The organism is Streptomyces sp. NPDC059373 (genome assembly GCF_042751495.1).
GTDB lineage: Bacteria > Actinomycetota > Actinomycetes > Streptomycetales > Streptomycetaceae > Actinacidiphila.
In genome coordinates this window covers 47,727-64,903 of the sequence record NZ_JBHYXC010000011.1, presented here as the reverse complement: position 1 = coordinate 64,903, position 17,177 = coordinate 47,727, and the positions used below count along the sequence as shown (strand labels likewise).

The window sequence follows — 17,177 nt, the reverse complement described above, 5'->3', positions numbered from 1 at the left end:
CTCGTTCCGGCGTCTGAGACAGTGGGGGCATGAGCGAAACGCACCCCGGGCGCGGACATGTGATCGTCATCGGCGGCGGAATCTCAGGACTCGCGGCCGCACATTTCCTGCTGGAGGGCGGGACGCGGCGGGTGACGGTGCTGGAGTCGTCGTCGCGGCTCGGCGGCAAGCTGTACGCGGACGAGATCGCGGGCGTGCCGGTCGATCTGGGGGCGGAGTCGATGCTGGCCCGGCGCCCGGAGGCGGTCGAGCTGGCGCGGGCGGCCGGGCTCGGCGAGGACATCGTGGCGCCGACGACCGCGAGCGCGTCGCTCTGGTCGCGAGGGCGACTTCGGGCCATGCCGAAGGGCAGCCTGATGGGCGTGCCGGGCGACCTCGCCCAGGTGGCGGGGTCGGGGGTGCTGTCGGCGGCGGGGCTGGCGCGGATGCCGCTGGATCATGTGCTGCCCCGTACGAAGGTCGGCGAGGACGTCGCGGTCGGCGAGTTCGTGGCGGCGCGGCTGGGCCGGGAGGTGGTCGACCGGCTCGTGTGGCCGCTGCTGGGCGGGGTGTACGCGGGGGACGCGTACCGGATCTCGATGCGGGCGGCGGTGCCGCAGCTGTACGAGATCGCCCGCTCGGGGCGGTCGCTCATAGAGGGCGTACGCGATCTGCAGCGCAAGGCGGCGGCCAAGCCGCAGACCAGCGGGCCGGTGTTCGCCGGGATCCGGGGCGGCGTCGGACGCCTGCCGCTGGCGGTGGCGGAGGCCTCCCGCAAGGCCGGAGCGGACATCGAGACCGGCGCGCCGGTGCGGGAGCTCCGGCGTACGGCGACGGGCTGGCAGGTCGTCGTGGACTCGCCCGACGGGGACCGGCTGCTGGACGCCGAGGCCGTGGTGCTGGCGGTACCGGCGCCGGTCGCGGCGCGGCTGCTGGCCGGTGAGTCGCCGGTGGCGGCCGGGGAGCTGGCGGCGGTGGAGTACGCGAGCCTCGCCCTGGTGACGATGGCGTACCGCAGCCGCGACCTGGCGAAGGTGCCGCCGGGCAGCGGCTTCCTCGTACCGCCCGTGGAGGGGCGGACGATCAAGGCGTCGACCTTCTCCAGCTGCAAGTGGCAATGGAACGCCGACGCGGACCCCGACACCTTTGTGCTGCGCACGTCCATCGGCCGCTACGGCGACGAGGCCGACCTGGCCTGGGACGACACCGACCTCGTACGGCTGTCCCGCGAGGACCTGACCGAGGCCGTCGGCCTGCACGCGGCCCCCGTCGCGGCCCGCGTGACCCGCTGGGACGCCGGTCTGCCGCAGTACCCGGTCGGCCACCTCACCCGCGTCGCCCGGGTCCGTGAGCACGTCGGCAAGCTGCCGGGCCTCGCCGTCTGCGGGGCGGTCTACGACGGCGTCGGCATCCCGGCGTGCGTGGCGAGCGCCCGCAAGGCGGCCGACCGCGTCCTGGGGACCCTGGGGCGGGACACGAGCGGCGACGCGCGAGAATAGACCCATGAGCGATTCGACTGCTGCTGCCCCCGCCAAGGCCCCGAACGCCGGCAAGAAGGCCAAGGACCTCAACGACGTCATCCGCTACACCCTGTGGTCGGTCTTCCGGCTCCGCGACGTCCTCCCCGACGACCGGGCCGGCTACGCGGACGAGGTCGAGGAGCTCTTCGAGCAGCTCGCCGCGAAGGACGTCACCGTCCGCGGCACCTACGACGTCTCCGGCCTCCGCGCCGACGCCGACCTCATGATCTGGTGGCACGCCGAGACCTCCGACCAGCTCCAGGACGCCTACAACCTCTTCCGCCGCACCCAGCTCGGCCGCGCCCTGGACCCCGTCTGGTCCAATATGGCCCTCCACCGCCCCGCCGAGTTCAACAAGAGCCACGTCCCAGCCTTCCTCGCCGACGAGACCCCCCGCAACTACGTCTCCGTCTACCCCTTCGTCCGCTCCTACGACTGGTACCTCCTCCCCGACGAAGACCGCCGCCGCATGCTCGCCGACCACGGCAAAATGGCCCGCGGCTACCCCGACGTCCGCGCCAACACCGTCGCCTCCTTCTCCCTCGGCGACTACGAGTGGATCCTCGCCTTCGAGGCCGACGAGCTCTACCGCATCGTCGACCTCATGCGGCACCTCCGCGCGTCGGAGGCCCGCCTCCACGTCCGCGAGGAGGTGCCGTTCTATACGGGGCGGCGCAAGGCCGTTGCGGAGCTGGTGGCGGGGCTGGCCTGAGGGCTTTCCGTTCGGGCATGCGCGAAGGGGCCGCGGCGACCGGTGGGCGGTCGGCGCGGCCCCTTGGCGTAGGGGGGTGGGGTCAGCCGCAGCGGCGGTTGGAGTTGATGCAGTTGACGACCTGGTTCATGAGGGAGGTGGGCATGAAGTTGGCGAAGTCGGCGTGGTCGGTGACGGGCTTGTGGAGTTGCTCGGGGAAGCTGTCGACGGCGAAGTTGGTGCCGGTGTTGGCCGGGAGGGCGTAGGTGAGGCGGTAGCGGAGCTGGGGGACGGCCTTGGTGTTGGCGGGGCAGGCACCGGCGGCGTCGGGGAAGACGATGTGGGTGCGGTGGTTGGCGCTGTCGGTGTTGATGCCGTCCCAGCAGCTCGGGAAGTTCAGGGTGCGTACGACCTTGCTGCCGGAGGGGCAGAGGGGGTACTTGTCGGTGAGCTGGCGGTTCTCGAAGCCCGTGCAGCTCCAGGAGGCCTTGGCGTTGGCCACGCCGTTGGTGAAGGCCTTGGCGTCGCCCATGATGGCCTTGAGGGTCGACGGCATGGCGGTGACCTTGGCGGTCGGGCTGCCCCGGAAGGTGATCGAGACCGTGGTCGGGGTCAGGATCGTGCCGGTGTTGCCGTCGGCGTCGGCGGCGTCGTTCGCGGAGCGGGTCCGCAGCACGGGCCAGAAGTACGCGGACTTGTCGCCCTTGGCGCACGTGGTGCCGGCGGCGGCGAGCGACTCGTTGGTCGAGAAGCCGTCCGTGCTCAGGTTGCCGACGTAGTCGTGCACGTGGTGGGCGCCGTTGGAGACGCCGGGGGCGACGATGAAGTTGTCCGGGTTGAAGTGCCCGTTCTCGTTACGGCCGCAGCGTGCCGTGAAGACACCGGTGGAGCCGCCGGACTGGGTGGCCGCCTTCTGGACGTTCGGCTGTACGGAGTTGATGTCGGCGAAGTCGTCCGGCGACGGGCCGTTGGTGGTCACCGCGCCGCCGTTCGTGGCCGAGGCGGAGGCCGAGGCGGAGGCCGGGGCCGAGGCGCTCGCGGAGGCGGAGGCGGACGCCGTGGCCGTGGCGGACGCGGACGCGCCGTTGTTCTGGCCCCAGTTCTTGTTCCAGCGCTTGTTGGACTCCGTCTTCGCGGAGGAGGACGAGCCGGAGTTCCGCCAGTGCGCGGACGCGGTACCGGTGACCAGTGCGAAGGTGCCGCCCGACCCGACCAGTGCCAGCACCGCTATCAGTACGAGGTGCTTGGTGCTCAACCGGCGTCGGCGTGACTGCTGTAGTCGTGGCATCAAAGGGCTCATTTCGTCTGCGACTCAGGAGAAGAGGCCGCTGGGGGGAGGGAGAACGTGGGGGACGTGGTGACGATGACGGTGGGCACACCGGCGCTGGGAGTGGGCGCCACCTGGGCGCTCGGATTCGTCGGGCTGGCGGTCGTGTTCGTCGCGATCTGGCCGAAGTCGACCAGGCCGGTCTCCTCCAGAACCTTCATGTGATCGAGCACCGTCGAGTTGGCCTGCTCGGCCAACTGCCGCACCATCGTGTTCTGCGTCGTCGCCCTGACCTGCGCGATCACCGAGAACACCTTGCCGTGCTGCAGGCGCACGATGTTGGCGAACTTCTGGTCGAAGTCCGCTCCCGAGGCCGCCGACAGCGTCGCCAGGAAGCCCTGCTGCTCCGGTGTCGGCTCGTTCGGCAGCGTGATCCCCAGCTGCGGGGCGATCTTGCGTACCGCCGAGTCCAGGTCCGTGTGACCGTCGATCAGGTGCTTGCCCGCAGTCTTGACCGCGGCTGTCGTTCCCTTCTGCTCAGCCATCTGTCCCGCCGGGAATTCCCACAGGCCGGCCAGCCGCACCTTCGTCACGAAGGTGCGGTCCAGCGCGGTCAGCGGGCCGTACTGAGTGGCCACGGTCTGGGCATTGATGTTGCTTCCCGACCCCACCACGCCGCTGTTGAACGCGGACATGACGGGGTACATCAGAGCAACAACGGTCACGGCCAGCGCCCCCACGACGAGGCCGGTTCCCGTGACGTAACGGGTGGTTCGCATCGCGCCTCCTGGTGCGTGGCAGCACCCCCTCGGGGGCGGCCTCGCACTCGGCTTTTCCAGATGCGACCGCACGTTAGTGCGTTTGATGCGTTCCGGATGAGGAATCGTCACGTATTCGCGAAAGCTGAGTTTCCAGGGGCCAGTGGTTGGTACGTTGTTGTGTTTCCCCTGTGAACGACGGCAAAGCCGCAGGTCAGCGTACGTTCGTAAAAGATTGTGGCGCAATTGAACGGAGCGCGCTGCCCATACGTATAAATACGCGTGAAGTGTGCTTCCGGGGTCCGGAACGCTCCCGCCACCAGGCGTCCAGCCGCCTGCGAACCGGGGCCGCCAGGGTGTCCGTGGAGAGCAGGTGCCCGGCGAAGCAGAGGGCGTCGCGGCGGTATCCGTCGGCCGGCACCGGGTGGAAGGCGGCGTAGGCCAGGAAGGCCGGCCGGTAGCCGTCGCCGAGGATGCGCGGCAGCTCCGGGGCGATCCGGGCGACGACACCGGCGCGCTTGGCCGCGAGGGCGCGGCGCTGCACGCGGATCCGGGCCCGGTCGAAGCCCTCGGGCACCGGGGTGCCGGCCACGAGCGCGGACAGCAGCGAGGTCTGGGCCACGGCGAGGCGCCGGCGGGCGGCGTCGGTCGCGGCGGACCCGGAGGAGGTCTCAGACATGGTCGGCCTCCAACACGGCTCGTATCGCGGCCAGTTCGGCGGCCAGCTCCCCGGCGGACGGGAAGTCCTCGTCGCGCTCCAGCAGGACGCCGGGCGGCTCGACCCGGGCGCGCAGCTCGGCCAGGACGTCCAGCACCGGCCGGCTGACCGGGTGGGCGTGGCTGTCGTGCCAGACGCCGTCCCGCTCGACGCCGCCCGCCACATGGACGTACGCGATGGCGTCCAGGGGCAGTTCGTCCAGGGCGGCGGCCGGGTCCTCGCCGCGGTTGACGTGGTTGGTGTGCAGATTCGCGACGTCGATGAGGAGACGGACGCCGGTGCGCTCCACCAGCTGAGCCAGGAACGCGCCCTCGCTCAGCTCCTCGTAGCCGTCCGGCCAGGCGAGCAGCGCCGCGATGTTCTCCAGCGCGAGCGGCACGGGAAGCGCGTCCTGGGCGATCCGCACGTTCTCGCAGAGCACGTCCAGGGCGTCGCGGGTGCGGGGGACGGGGAGCAGATGCCCGGCCTCCAGGCGCGGCGTGCCGGTCAGCGGACCGCCGGCCCGTACGAAGGCGATGTGCTCGGTGACCAGGGGAGAGCCCAGCGCCTCGGCGCGCTCCGCGAGCGCCGACAGCCGCGCCGGGTCCGGGCGGTCGGCGCCGCCGAGGCCGAGGGCCACACCGTGCGGGACGACGGTGACGCCACGGCTGCGCAGCCGCAGCAGCGGTTCGGGGAGGTGGCCTGGACAGATGTTCTCCGCGACCACCTCGACCCAGTCGATCCCCGGCAGACCCTCGATCGCGTCGGCGATCTCCGGCCGCCAGCCGATTCCGGTCCCCAGGGTCCCGAGGGTTCCGCGGGCTCCGCCGGTCCCGAGCTTCTCGTTCATGCCCGGGTCATGGCCCCGCCGGGTCCGTTCGAACCCTGCCGGGGCCGCATTCAGAGCTTCATTTGAGCTTCGGGTGGTCGGCGACGACCGTGCAGGACCCGGGGGTGATCTCGTTCGGGGCCAGATTCTTGCATTGTTCTCTCACCTGCACCGTTCCCGCGTTCGCTACGGTGGCGGTCCATGACGGTCCTGATCATCGGCGGCAGCGGTTTCCTGGGCACTGAACTGGTCCGCCAGGCAACCGAGATGGGCCTTGAGACAGCAGCGACCCTTGCTTCGCGGCCTGGCAGCGCCTCGGGTGTCGCCTGGCATCTAATCGATGTCCAGGACCCCGCGGGTGTTGCCAGGGTGTTCGATGACGACGGGACCCGCACCCCGGCATCCCCGATCCGACGTCGGCGCGAAGGGTGGGCGGCTCACTTACGAGCGCCCGGCGTCTGGCCCCGCGTCGTACGCGTCGACGGAGCTGTCCTCAGCGTCCGCGCAGTGCGGACCGGTCGGCGTTGTCCCACTGGACCGGGGTACCGGCGCTGACGAGTGCGGCGAAGCCGCCGGGCATGGCACCGCCGTCCTCGGCCATGATGGTGACGGTGTAGAGCCGCTCGGTGGCGGAGGTGTTCTCGATGCGGTGCACCGAACCGGGCGGCAGGACGAGTACGTCGCCGGGGCCGATGGGTACGGAGTGTTCGTCGCTGTGCGCGATGCCGTGTCCGGTGAGGACCACGAAGATCTCGGTGGAGTCGGGGTGGGAGTTGTCGGGCTGCGCGCCGCCGGGCTCCCAGACTTCGAAGAAGACGCTGGCCGGCGATCCGTCGGCGGGTCCGGCCAGGAGGGCGAGCCGGACGGTGTCGGCGGGAGAGATCAGGTGCGGTACGACCTGGTCGAGGTGGCGCAGGGTCGGGGCGGTGGTCATGCGGGGCTCTCCTTGGAATCGCCGGCGGTGGTCAGCGCGTCGAGCAGGTCGGGGGTGGAGGCGGTGAAGCCGAAGCACTGGCGGGTGTTGTAGAGGGTCGCGTCGTGGCAGTACGACGGTGAGGTGGTGGCCGATGCGTCGGTGAGCATGACGACGTCGTAGCCGAGGCAGGCGGCGTCGATGAGGGTGGCGTATACGCACTGGTCGGAGTTGACTCCGGCGAAGATCAGCGTGTCCACGCGGAGGTTGCGCAGGATGCTGTCCAGGGGGGTGTCCCAGAAGCCGCTCATGCGGTACTTGTCGACGTGGATGTCGTGCGGCTCGGCGACCAGGCCGTCAACGAGGGCGGCGCCCCAGCTGTCCTTGGTGAGCACGCGTGAGCCGGTACCGGGCGTGCGGGAGCCGATGCCGACGCCGGTGCCTGACGGGTCGTAGACATGTGCCACGCCCGGCGGAAGGTTCGCCTGGTCGGGGCGGTTGCCCCAGTTCAGCCAGATAACGGGGATGTCGGCTGCCCGGGCGGCCGGCACGGCCTGTGCGCTCAGTTCGACCGCCGTCGCGAGCACCGATACGTCGACGCCGATGCCGGCCAGCCAGCCGCCCGGGGTGCAGAAGTCGTTCTGCAGGTCCACGACGATCAGGGCGGTACGGGACGGATCGAGCACGATCGGGGCGGGTTCGGCGCGCAACGCCGCCGAGCGGGACGGCAGCTCGGGCCGGTGCAGGTCGATGTGTGGGCCGGGGAACTGCCAGCGGTTGCGGTGGCGGGGCAGGGCGGTCATGCGGAGGTCTCCAGTGCGGCGGCGAGGGCGAGCAGGCCGTGATCGGTTCCCGGTGCGCCGAGCAGGCACAGGCCCGCCGGGCGTCCGTCGGCGGACCGCAGCAGCGGCAGTGAGAGGGCCGGGGCACCGGCGAGTCCCGCGAGGCAGGTCATCCGGAGCGTCGCCGCGCGCTCGGCCTCGATCTGTTCCCCCGAGGCGCTGCGGGCCGGTGCTGGGCCGGAGGCCGAGGGGATGGCCAGGACGCTGCCCGAGAGCCACTCCCCGAGCTGGTCGCGCGCGGCGGCCGCCAACTCGCGTGACGCCGCTACCTGTTCTTCGCCGACCTCGGAGGCCTGAGCGAAGCGGTCGGCCACATCGGCGCCGAGCGAGCCGGGATGCTTGGTGATCCACGAACCGTGGGCTTGCCAGGCCTCCCACGCCTGTACGGTGCGGAACGCGGTGAACCAGCGTTCCAGCAGGTCGCGCGGCAGGTCAACGACTTCGGCCGGAGGGAGCTTCCCGGTCCCGGTCAGCTCCTCGACGGCGGTCGTGAACGCATCCCGCACGTCCGCTCTGGCCAGGGCTTCGACCTCGGGCAGACGGACGGTGCGGCGTACGGGCACGGCCCCGCCGTCGTCGGCGGGGAGAAGGATCCGGGCGACGGCGGCGGAGGCGCGTACGTCCCGGGTCAGCCAGCCGACGGTGTCGAAGGACCTGGCCAGGGGCAGGACGCCGTCGGTGCTGATCGCGCCGTGCGTGGTGCGCAGCCCGAGCAGGCCCTGGTACGACGCGGGGACCCGGATGGACCCGGCGGTGTCGGTGCCGAGCCCTACCGCCGCCTGGCCGAGGGCCACCGCGCTCGCCGGTCCGCTGGTGGACCCGCCGCTGACGCAGCCGGGCGCGGCCGGGTTCGGCGGGGTTCCGTAGTGCGCGTTGGTGCCGGCCAGGCTGTAGGCGAACTCGTCGGTGCGGGCGATGCCCACCAGGTGCGCCCCGGCGGCCAGCAACGCGCTCACCACCGGCGCCGATTCGGCCTGCGGGGGCTGCTCGGCCAGCCAGGCCGGGACACCGGCGCCGATGGGCTGCCCGGCGACCGCGAACAGATCCTTCACGGCGACGCCGATGCCGTCCAGCGGGCCCCGCGCGCGGGCGGCCACCAGCGGATCACCGACCGCCCGCCAGACCGTTGTGTCCAAGGGAGCCGCCGGGCCGTCCGGTTTCGGTGCCACGGGCAGGCTCACATGCGCGGCGGCGACCACCCAGCGGTCCCCGGTCAGGCGCCACAGCTGGGTCTGCAGTCCGGTCGCGTCGCCGTCGCGGGTGCGCGCCATCAGCAGTGCGGCATCGGCGGCGATCGCTTGTACGTGGAGCTGGGTCACCCTGCGGGTCGGGATCCTGGCGCGTGCGGACCGGAAGCCCGCGATCGCCTTGTGGCCGACGAGCAGCGTCTGTCCATCGCCCCGGAGGGTGTGGGGGCCGGGCATGAACAACGCGTCGAGGGTCTGCCGGTCGTTGGCGAGCAGGGCCTTGTCGTAGCGCCAGAACGCCTCCAGCAGGCCCGGTGGTGCATCGTCCGGGGCGATCACTTCGCAGCCTTCGTGTTCCTTGTGCCCGCTCATCGCCATGCGTGTCCTTCCACCCGTGCGAAATCGGAGAGCCTGATGCGAGCGTGTACGCCTTTGACCACGTCGACCACCTGGGAGATGTCGAAGTCGGTCGCCGCGCTGAGATAGGCGTACGCCAGCTCGTGATCCATTCCGAAGGATGCCCGCAGCAGTTCCAGCGCGTTGCGCGCGCATGTGGCGACCGCTTCGTCGAGGTCGGTGTCCAGGCCGGTCGGCACGAGAAAGTCCGGGGTCCGGGCTATCGGGCCGCGCGCGTCACCGAACAGCTCGGTGGCGCGCTGCCGGGGGATGACGTCGATCGTCAGCGTGGCGCGCAGCGGTGCCTCCAGTGCCGTCAGCGAGATCTCGCCGTTGCCCTGGGCGAAGTGCGGGTCGCCGATGTAAAAACCGGCGCCGGGTATCTGGACCGGCAGGTACAGGGTGCTGCCCGCTTGCAGCAGCGAGATGTCGATGTTGCCGCCGTGTTCGCCGGGCGGGGTGGAGTGCAGTCTTGCGGATCCAGGGGTGGCCACGCCCATCAGACCGAGGAACGGCGCGATCGGGAACCGCACCACGCGATCGGTGGAGCCGGCCGTGAGCGGCAGGGTGGCCTGCGGGGCGGAGACGCCGTCGACCGCTTCGAGCACCGGGCAGAAGATGCTCGTCAGCGGTCCGTCGGCGGGAAAGACACCTGGCAGCAGCCCCTTGTTGTGCCGGCTGGAGATCACCCCGTAGGCGGTACGCGGCACCAGCTCGTCCACCCGTACCGCGAGGTAGTCGCCGGCTGTCGCGCCGCGTACCTCGATCGGGCCGGTGACGACATGCGGCCCGTCGGCCGGGGTGTGGGTGCCGCCGGAGGCGATCGCGATGGTGTCGGCCAGGACGTCCTGCCTCGCGACGCCATGTCTGCCGAAGAAGGCGACCGGGTCGCGGCCCTGGTCCTCCAGGATGCCTTCGTGGCTGATGGTGTCGATGGAGACCTGCTCGCCCGGGTCGACGGTGAGTACGGGTGCGTCTTCGGCGCAGGGCAGGCGGCCCCACAGCGTTGTCGACACCGTGGCACTGAGGTGCTGGCGTGCCGCGGTTGTCATCGTTCCTCCAAGTGCTTTCACTTCTCGCTGCTCTGACGGGCTTCCAGGGGCGAGTGGCGGGCTCATCCGGTGGCGGCCGGCGGCGGCAGTCCCTGGTCGCGTGCCGCCCGGATGAGCCGGGCCCGCAGCTCCCCGCCCACCTCGTCGGCCTGCGGGTGCAGCGACCGCCCTTCCTCGCTGACCAGAGCGCCGCCGATGTACACCTGCTTGAGATTGCGCAGCCCGCAGGCCATGACGTAGCACGCGTACGCGTCCCACATCGGCCCGGTGTCGGGCCGGGCCGGGTCCACGACCAGGAAGTCGGCGAACTTCCCCGCCTCCAGGCTGCCGATGCGGTCGGCGACTCCGAGCACCTCGGCCGAGCCGAGGGTGTGCATCCGCAGGACCTCGCGGGGCATCATCACCGCCGCCCGGGAGTACCGGGCGCGGAGCGCGTACATGCCGATCCGCATGTTCTGGAAGGGATCGGAGATGTCGGTGCACGACTGGTCGTCCAGCCCCATGCCGACCCGGATCCCCCGGTCGCGGTAGCGGACGATATCGGCGAAGCCCGAGCCGAGCCGGCCGTTGGAGGTGGGCTGCCACACCACCGCGCTGCCCGTGGCGGCGACGGCGTCGATCATCTCGTCGGTGGGATGCACGAAGTGGCCGAACAGCATGCGCGGGCCGAGCGCTCCGGCGTCGGCGTACCAGTCGAACTTCGCCTGCTGCGCGGCGAGGTTCTCGGCGGTCTCCACGAAGTGCGCCTGGTTGATGGCCCCGAACAGCGTCATGGCCCGGGACTCCAGGACGGCGGTGTCGGGCGAGCCGGACCACTGCACCGCGCCGTACACCGAGATGCCCAGCTGTGCGGCGTCCGGCATACGGTCCCCGAGGTCGGCGGACATCAGGCCGAAGTTGTCCAGCGCGGCCTGGGAGCCGAAGACCTCGTCGTCGAGCCGGATGGCGGTGTACACCCGCAGGCCGGAGTCGGCCTGCGCGTCGAACTGCCGGGTGACGAAGTCCTCGGAGTGGACCCGGGCGGGCTCATCGCGGCCGGTGACCTGGTCGTACATCCACACCACCCGGTTCTGGGCGAAGTTGTACGCGGAGGTGATGCCGTTGCCGATGAAGTCCAGGCAGCCGTGCAGGGCGAGCCAGTACATGTCCTCGGCGCCGAGGCCGAGGAGTACTTCGTTGTTGGCCCGCACCCAGGGGTAGAGCGTCTCGCCCGCCGCCAGGCCGCGCAGGCCCGAGGTGTGCAGATGGCTGTGGGCGGAGACGAACCCGGGGGCGATGATCTTGCCGGTGGCGTCCAGGACCGTGCCGTCGCGGGACGGCGGTTCACCGGGGCCGATGCCGGTGATCCGGCCGTCGGCGCCGACCGTCATCCAGCCGGTGAAGGGGTCCTGGCCGTCCGCCATGGTGAGGAAGAGGCCGCCGGTCACGGTCAGGGCCGTCCGGGTCCAGTCGATACCGGCCAGCGCGCTCACCGGGCGGTTCCGTCCAGGGCCGGGAAGGCGAACGCCTGGACCTCCAGCAGCGCTTCGGCCAGCAGCTCCGTCCAGTGCCCGACGATCCGCTTGCCGGTATCCGCGTCGGCTCCGGCGGGGTCGCCGACGACGCCCGAGGCGGAGACGTCGTCGATCAGCCACGCGGTGGGCACCACGCCCTCCAGCGTGAGATGCCGCTGCGCCTCGTACAGCTCGCCGACCCGCAGACCATCGGCGACCGCCTTGTCCAGACGTACGAGTTCCGGCGTCGCCAGAGCCAGCATCAGCGACGTCTCGACGAACCCGCCGTGGATGCCGAACGGGTCCGGGTCCTCGACCCCGTCGGGCAGCGGGAACCGCGACGGCATGACCGGGAACACCTGCAGGCCGAAGTGGTAGCGGATGTCGCGGGCGACCACGTCGAGCAGACTCGGCTGGCCGCCGTGCCCGTTGACGAAGACGAGCTTGCGCACACCGCTCCTGGCCAGGGACTCGCCCAGGTCCATGCACACCGCCTGCAAAGTCGCCGTCGACATCGCGATGGTGCCGGCCCGGCCGAGGTGCTCGGTGGACTTCCCGTAGTGAAGGGTCGGCAGGACCCACATGTTGGAACCGTCACCGAGCCGCTCCACGGCCGTACGGGCGATGACCTCGGCCACCAACGCATCGGTGATCAGCGGTAGATGGGGGCCGTGCTGTTCCACCGCGCCGATCGGCTGGATCACCACGGCGCTGTCCTTGGCGAGGCCCTGGACGTCCTCGGTGGTCAGCTCGGCCCACAGATATGGGTGCGTGCTCACGATGGTGGCTCCTTGCTATTCGTCGGTCGGCAGCGCGGACTCGTGCCACTTGCCGAGCAGGTACCTCTCGACCAGGACGACGACCGCGAACAGCAGCAGCGATACGACGCTCGCGCCGATGACCGCCAGGAACAGCTGGGGCGTACGCAGCTGCACCGCGCTCTCGGTGATGACGTATCCGAGGCCGCCCGCGCCGCCGCCGACGCCCGCCACGAACTCACCGACGATCGCCCCGATCACCGAGGCACCGGCGGCCACCCGCAACCCGGTCAGGATCGCCGGCAGCGCCCCGGGCAGCCGCAGGAACAGCAGCTGCACCCGCGGCGGCGCCCCGGCCATCGTGTAGAGCTGCACCAGATTGCGGTCGATGGATTTGAGGCCCTGGAGGGTGTTGGCCGCCACCGGGAACAGCGCGATCATGGCCGCCACCAGAGTGTTCGTCGCTATCCCCGGGCCGAGCCAGACCACGAACAGCGGTGCCACGGCCACGATCGGGATCGTCTGCAGCAGGATCAGGTAGGGGTAGAGACTGCGTTCCATCAGCCGCCAGCGCGCCATCACCAACGCGCTGAGCACCCCCACGACGGCCGCGATCACAAAGCCCATCACGGACTCGCGCAGGGTCACCCAGGTCGGTTCACCGAGCGTGCCGAACTCGTCGGTGATGGTGTTCGCCATCGTCGCTGGTGAAGGCAGCATGTACCCGGGGACGTTGAAGACGACGATCACCAGCTGCCACAGGCCGATCCCCACCGCGAACGCGCCGACGGGCGGCAGTACGGTCTTCACCGCCAGCGATCGCCACCGCCGCGCCGACGGCTGCGCCGGGGCCGCTTTCGGCAGTTCCGGTGCGTCAATGACCGTCATATCCCGGCACCTCCCAGCATCATCGAGATCTCGGTACGCAGCTCCCGAAGCGCGCTGTCATCACGCCCGGTCTCCGAGTCGGGCGTGGGCGGGCTGGGCGAGCGGAAGACCTGCTTCAGATGGCCCGGCCCGGTCCCCATCACCGCGATCTGATGCCCGAGCCGGACCGCCTCAGGGATGGAGTGCGTGACGAACATGACGGTGACCTGCCGGGTGCGCCACAGATTGATCAGTTCGGCGCCCATCTTTTCCCGGTTGAACTCGTCCAGTGCCGCGAACGGTTCGTCCATCAGCATCAGTTCCGGCTCGCTGGTCAGCGACCGCGCCAGCGACGCGCGCATCTTCATGCCCCCGGACAGTTCGCGGGGATAGGCCTTCTCGAACCCCCGCAGGCCGACCAGGTCGATGGCGTCCTGCGCCCGTTCCCGGCGCTCCGGGCGCGGCACGCCCTGCAGTTTGGCCACCAGTTCGACGTTGGCCCGGACCGACCGCCAGGCCAGCAGGGTCGGATCCTGGAACACGTACGACATCCGCTCGGTGTGCCGGGTCAGGCTGCCGTTCGTCGGTGCGGTCAGGCCGGCCGCCATCCGCAGCAGCGTGGACTTGCCGCACCCGGAAGGGCCGACCAGGGCGGTGATCTCCGCCCGTGGCAGGCGCAGATCGATGGGGGCCAGAGCCCGGAAGCCGCTGCTGTAGACCTTGTCCGCACCTTCGAACGAGACCAGCGGACCGGGACCGACCGCCTGCTTCTCGACCTGGTTCTCAACAGGGACCGCACTCATACTGCGTTGCTCCTTCCGGGCGCTCGGGAAATCAGTAGGACCCGGCCGGCGCCGCGGGCAGGGATGTGGGGGCGGCGACCGTGGGCAGCAACGAGGAGTCGTAGAGATCGCTCGCCTTCGGTGTGCTCTTGAGCTGGCCGAGCTGCTTCATCTGGTCGATGAACGTCGTCCAGCGCTTCTGCGTCATCGCGCCGAGCTGCTGCTTGCCCTCGTCGGCGACCACGTACTTGCGCTGCTTGTCCCAGGCGTACCAGGCGCTCTGCGAGGTGAGCTGGTTGTTCGCCTTGAGGATGGCGGCGTTGGCCGTCTTGGCGACCGACACATCGCCCATGTAGTTCTGCCAGCCCTGCATGCTCGCCGCGAGGAAGTCGGTCAGCTCCTTGCGGTGGCTCTTCAGATAGGACTCGGAGGTGAAGAAGATGTCGTTGTACGGATTGAATCCGGACGTGGAGAACGGAACGAAGTTGACCTTCACCCCGGCCTTCTCGGCCGTGTACGCCTCGTTCGTGGGCCAGCCCTGCTGGACCAGGCTGTCCTTCTTCAGGAAGCTCGCGATAGAGCCCTGGTACGCCTGGGTCGTGAACTTGATGCCGGTCTTCTTCTTGACCCACGCCGGGCCGAGCTGACCGGTCTGCACCACCCACGTCTTGCCGCCCATGCCGGCGAAGGAGGTGATGCCGGTGCTGGCGTGCACCATCACGCCCACCGGGTTGTCCTGGTAGAGCGCGCCGATCGCGACGATCGGGATGCCCTGCTCGCGTGCCTGGATGATGCCGGCCGCGTCGGTGAAGCCGACCTGGGCACGGCCCGCCGCGACGAGTTGGGTGGCCGACACCTGGGGACCGCCGGACTGCAGGGTGACATCCAGGTTCTTGGTCTTGTACAGCCCCTCCGCCTTCGCCGCGAAGAAACCGCCGCCCTCGGGATCGGCGTACCAGGGAAGAACGAGCTTGAACGCCTTGGCCCCGCCCCCCGAGGACGAGGACGCCGAGGACGACGTGCTGCCGCCGCACGCCGACACCGCGACCAGGGCCAGCGCCGTGGCACTCATGACTGACGCCGTACGAAACAGGCGCAGCCGTATGAACTGGGATCTCATGGGTTGCTCATTTCGCGGAAGTGGCTGGTGGAGCCGGTTCAGAACGAGGGGTAGCTGCCCCTCGTCAGATTCGCGACATCTGCGAGGTGCGCCAGCATCGCGTCTCGGGCCGCGGCGCCATTGCCGCTCCGTACTGCGTCGAAAATCAGCTGATGCCCGTGGTGCGAGCACCGGCGGGCCTCGGCGGTCTCGTGAGAGAAGGAGCGCACCGACTCCGTCCAGCTGTTGGCCAGGGAGTTGAGGGCCACCATCAACGGGTTCTGCGACGCCTGGGCCAGCAGCATGTGAAAGGTGATGTCGGCCTTCAGCGACTCCTCCGGCGCCAAGTCGCGGCCGCTCTTCTCCAGCACCTGCTCAAGGGCGTACAAGGTCGCGCTCGTCGCACGTTCGGCAGCCAGCTCTGCGAACTTCGGCTCGATCGTCTCGCGCAGTTCCGCGACATCGCGCAGCGTCCGCTCGGACTCCGACATCTCCTCGTACAGGGCCTGCGCGTGAGACGGCACCTCCAGCACGATGGTGCCCCGACCCGGCCGGCGCTCGATCACCCTCTTGGCCTCCAGCTCGTGCATCGCCTCACGCAGCGACACCCGCGAGACCTTCAGCGTCAGCGCCAGCTCACGCTCCGGCGGAAGCTTGGTGCCCGGCTCCAGAGAACCGCTGCTGATCAGCGTCTCGATGTGAGCGACGATCTCGGAGCTCACACTCAGCGACCGACGCACAAACGCGTCGAACCCGTCCAAAGACTTCCCTCCTCTGATCCTCCTACGGCCAGTTGGTCTGACCAGCTGATGATGTGAACCGTAAGGACGATCCGGCACCGGGGAAAGCCCTCCAAGTACATCGAAACCAGACGTTTACGCAGGTCACATCGATGAAACATCGGCACTGCCGGAGCGGCGCGCACCACGACCAGGACGATGGGGCCCTCGGCATCCCGCTCGACCCAGCCCGCTACAGGGCCGCCGGGGCGGCCCTGTAGCGCGGCCGGAGCACTCCCACGCCACTGGCGGCGCCGCGCGCATGCCGGGCAGCGAGCCCAGATCGCTGAGCCTGGAGCCCTCGACGTACGCCTCGATGGCCGCGCAACGCAGGAGCGGTTGCGGACCCGCCTCCGCGGAGCCTACGAGTTCCTCCGCGGAGACGGCCCTGCCGAAGCCGAGAAGGCGGCGCCGCCTGCTAGCGCGCCGGGACCCTGAGTAGCCCGCCTACGGCCGCCGGGCACGAGGGAGGGGGCAGAAGCGACTGCCCCCTTCGACTACGAGAGTTTTCCCGGGGGCGATCTCCGTGAACCCGGCGTCGCGGACTATGGGCAGGCCCGAGGCGGTCAGCGCGGCCCAGCGTTCGGGCGACGGCGTCCGTACGGCCAGCGGGAAGCCGGCGTCGCGCCACGCCGCCCGGTCGGCGTCGGACAGCTCCCACCAGGCCAGTTGGGCGCCGTGTCCGGCCTGCGCCATGGCCTTGCCGGCCGACATGTCGAGGCCGGGGTTGAGCCACAGCACCGGCACGCCTGCCGCCGGGGCGGGTGGGGGCTCGGGGTCACCGAGGTCGGTGCCGGACACCTGGAGTTTGGCCAACTCCTTCGGCCAGCCGTCCAGCGGTACCGGCGGGAAGACCCGTACCTCGGCGGCGGCCTCCGTCGCGGTGCCGGTGAGCGTGATACCGGGAAGCTCGGTCGCCTTCCGCCACTCCGCGCCTCGCGCCCGCCGGACGACCTTGCGGATGCGCGCGTCCTGCCAGTTGCGTACGGCCTCGGCCCACTCGCCGTCCTCGGCTGTCGCCCGCTCGTCCGAGAGCAGGGTGAGGACGGCGCGGGCCGCCGTCTCCAGGGCGTCGGTACGGGCCGGGGGAGCGGCGCGCTCGATTCGTACGACGAGGGGCAGGACGAACTGCGGGGCCGCGTCGCGGTCGGCGGCCTCGTGCCGGAAGGGACTGGTGCCGGGGCTGGTGCTGGTCACGGGCCAATCCTGCCATCAACCGGTCCGTCCCAATTGCCCCACCGGTGCAGCCACTGCCGTAGGCTGGCACA

The 17,177-nt window shown here is 70.5% G+C and carries 15 protein-coding genes and 1 pseudogene; 2 read left to right on the top strand and 14 right to left on the bottom strand.

The features are described from left to right. The first annotated feature begins 29 nt into the window (after positions 1 to 29). Together hemG and hemQ are read left to right on the top strand one after the other, a co-directional pair. Positions 30 to 1,478: a protoporphyrinogen oxidase gene (gene hemG / locus ACFXJ5_RS17675; protein WP_384631330.1), complete on the top strand. Its 1,449-nt coding sequence runs from the start codon at positions 30 to 32 to the stop codon at positions 1,476 to 1,478. Positions 1,479 to 1,482: 4 nt separating this feature from the next. Further along, entirely contained in the window at positions 1,483 to 2,211 is a 729-nt protein-coding gene (hemQ, locus tag ACFXJ5_RS17670) for a hydrogen peroxide-dependent heme synthase (RefSeq protein WP_384631328.1), read from the top strand. Positions 2,212 to 2,293: 82 nt separating this feature from the next. Here the strand turns inward: hemQ and ACFXJ5_RS17665 are convergent, their stop codons facing one another. The 14 genes and pseudogenes from ACFXJ5_RS17665 to ACFXJ5_RS17600 form a co-directional block, all read right to left on the bottom strand. Continuing rightward, a complete protein-coding gene (locus ACFXJ5_RS17665; RefSeq protein ID WP_384631326.1) occupies positions 2,294 to 3,445 on the bottom strand; it encodes a DUF1996 domain-containing protein in 1,152 nt (383 codons plus the stop codon). 41 nt (positions 3,446 to 3,486) lie between these two features. After that, positions 3,487 to 4,236 carry a DUF4142 domain-containing protein gene (locus tag ACFXJ5_RS17660; RefSeq protein ID WP_384631324.1) on the bottom strand — a complete coding sequence of 250 codons (750 nt, stop codon included), beginning with the start codon at positions 4,234 to 4,236 and terminating at the stop codon, positions 3,487 to 3,489. 193 nt (positions 4,237 to 4,429) lie between these two features. Continuing rightward, positions 4,430 to 5,762, bottom strand: a pseudogene (locus ACFXJ5_RS17655) (MbnB/TglH/ChrH family RiPP precursor modification enzyme). Positions 5,763 to 6,234: 472 nt separating this feature from the next. Further along, a complete protein-coding gene (locus ACFXJ5_RS17650; protein ID WP_384631323.1) occupies positions 6,235 to 6,675 on the bottom strand; it encodes a cupin domain-containing protein in 441 nt (146 codons plus the stop codon). Next, the gene (locus tag ACFXJ5_RS17645; protein WP_384631321.1) at positions 6,672 to 7,457 is read right to left on the bottom strand and encodes a cysteine hydrolase family protein; all 786 of its coding nucleotides are present in this window, start codon (positions 7,455 to 7,457) and stop codon (positions 6,672 to 6,674) included. Before ACFXJ5_RS17645 ends, ACFXJ5_RS17650 begins: the two co-directional genes overlap by 4 nt. Then, the gene (locus ACFXJ5_RS17640; RefSeq protein ID WP_384631319.1) at positions 7,454 to 9,055 is read right to left on the bottom strand and encodes an amidase; all 1,602 of its coding nucleotides are present in this window, start codon (positions 9,053 to 9,055) and stop codon (positions 7,454 to 7,456) included. The genes ACFXJ5_RS17645 and ACFXJ5_RS17640 overlap by 4 nt, the downstream gene beginning before the upstream one ends. Further along, complete coding sequence (locus ACFXJ5_RS17635) at positions 9,052 to 10,131, bottom strand: acetamidase/formamidase family protein (protein WP_384631317.1); 1,080 nt, start codon at positions 10,129 to 10,131, stop codon at positions 9,052 to 9,054. Before ACFXJ5_RS17635 ends, ACFXJ5_RS17640 begins: the two co-directional genes overlap by 4 nt. A 62-nt stretch (positions 10,132 to 10,193) precedes the next feature. Continuing rightward, entirely contained in the window at positions 10,194 to 11,603 is a 1,410-nt protein-coding gene (locus ACFXJ5_RS17630; RefSeq protein ID WP_384631315.1) for an amidohydrolase family protein, read from the bottom strand. After that, entirely contained in the window at positions 11,600 to 12,403 is an 804-nt protein-coding gene (locus ACFXJ5_RS17625) for a creatininase family protein (protein WP_384631313.1), read from the bottom strand. Before ACFXJ5_RS17625 ends, ACFXJ5_RS17630 begins: the two co-directional genes overlap by 4 nt. Before the next feature lie 15 nt (positions 12,404 to 12,418). Continuing rightward, on the bottom strand, positions 12,419 to 13,270 hold the full coding sequence (locus tag ACFXJ5_RS17620) for an ABC transporter permease (protein ID WP_384631311.1): 852 nt from the start codon (positions 13,268 to 13,270) through the stop codon (positions 12,419 to 12,421). Then, the gene (locus tag ACFXJ5_RS17615; protein ID WP_384631309.1) at positions 13,267 to 14,052 is read right to left on the bottom strand and encodes an ABC transporter ATP-binding protein; all 786 of its coding nucleotides are present in this window, start codon (positions 14,050 to 14,052) and stop codon (positions 13,267 to 13,269) included. The genes ACFXJ5_RS17620 and ACFXJ5_RS17615 overlap by 4 nt, the downstream gene beginning before the upstream one ends. A gap of 31 nt (positions 14,053 to 14,083) precedes the next feature. Then, positions 14,084 to 15,103 carry an ABC transporter substrate-binding protein gene (locus tag ACFXJ5_RS17610; protein ID WP_384631308.1) on the bottom strand — a complete coding sequence of 340 codons (1,020 nt, stop codon included), beginning with the start codon at positions 15,101 to 15,103 and terminating at the stop codon, positions 14,084 to 14,086. An 86-nt stretch (positions 15,104 to 15,189) separates the two neighbouring features. Beyond that, positions 15,190 to 15,891, bottom strand: coding sequence for a FadR/GntR family transcriptional regulator (locus ACFXJ5_RS17605; RefSeq protein WP_384631306.1), 702 nt, complete (start codon positions 15,889 to 15,891; stop codon positions 15,190 to 15,192). A gap of 465 nt (positions 15,892 to 16,356) precedes the next feature. After that, positions 16,357 to 17,106 (bottom strand): peptidyl-tRNA hydrolase, encoded by a 750-nt coding sequence (locus tag ACFXJ5_RS17600; protein ID WP_384631304.1) that lies wholly within the window; start codon positions 17,104 to 17,106, stop codon positions 16,357 to 16,359. Between the last annotated feature and the right edge of the window lie 71 nt (positions 17,107 to 17,177).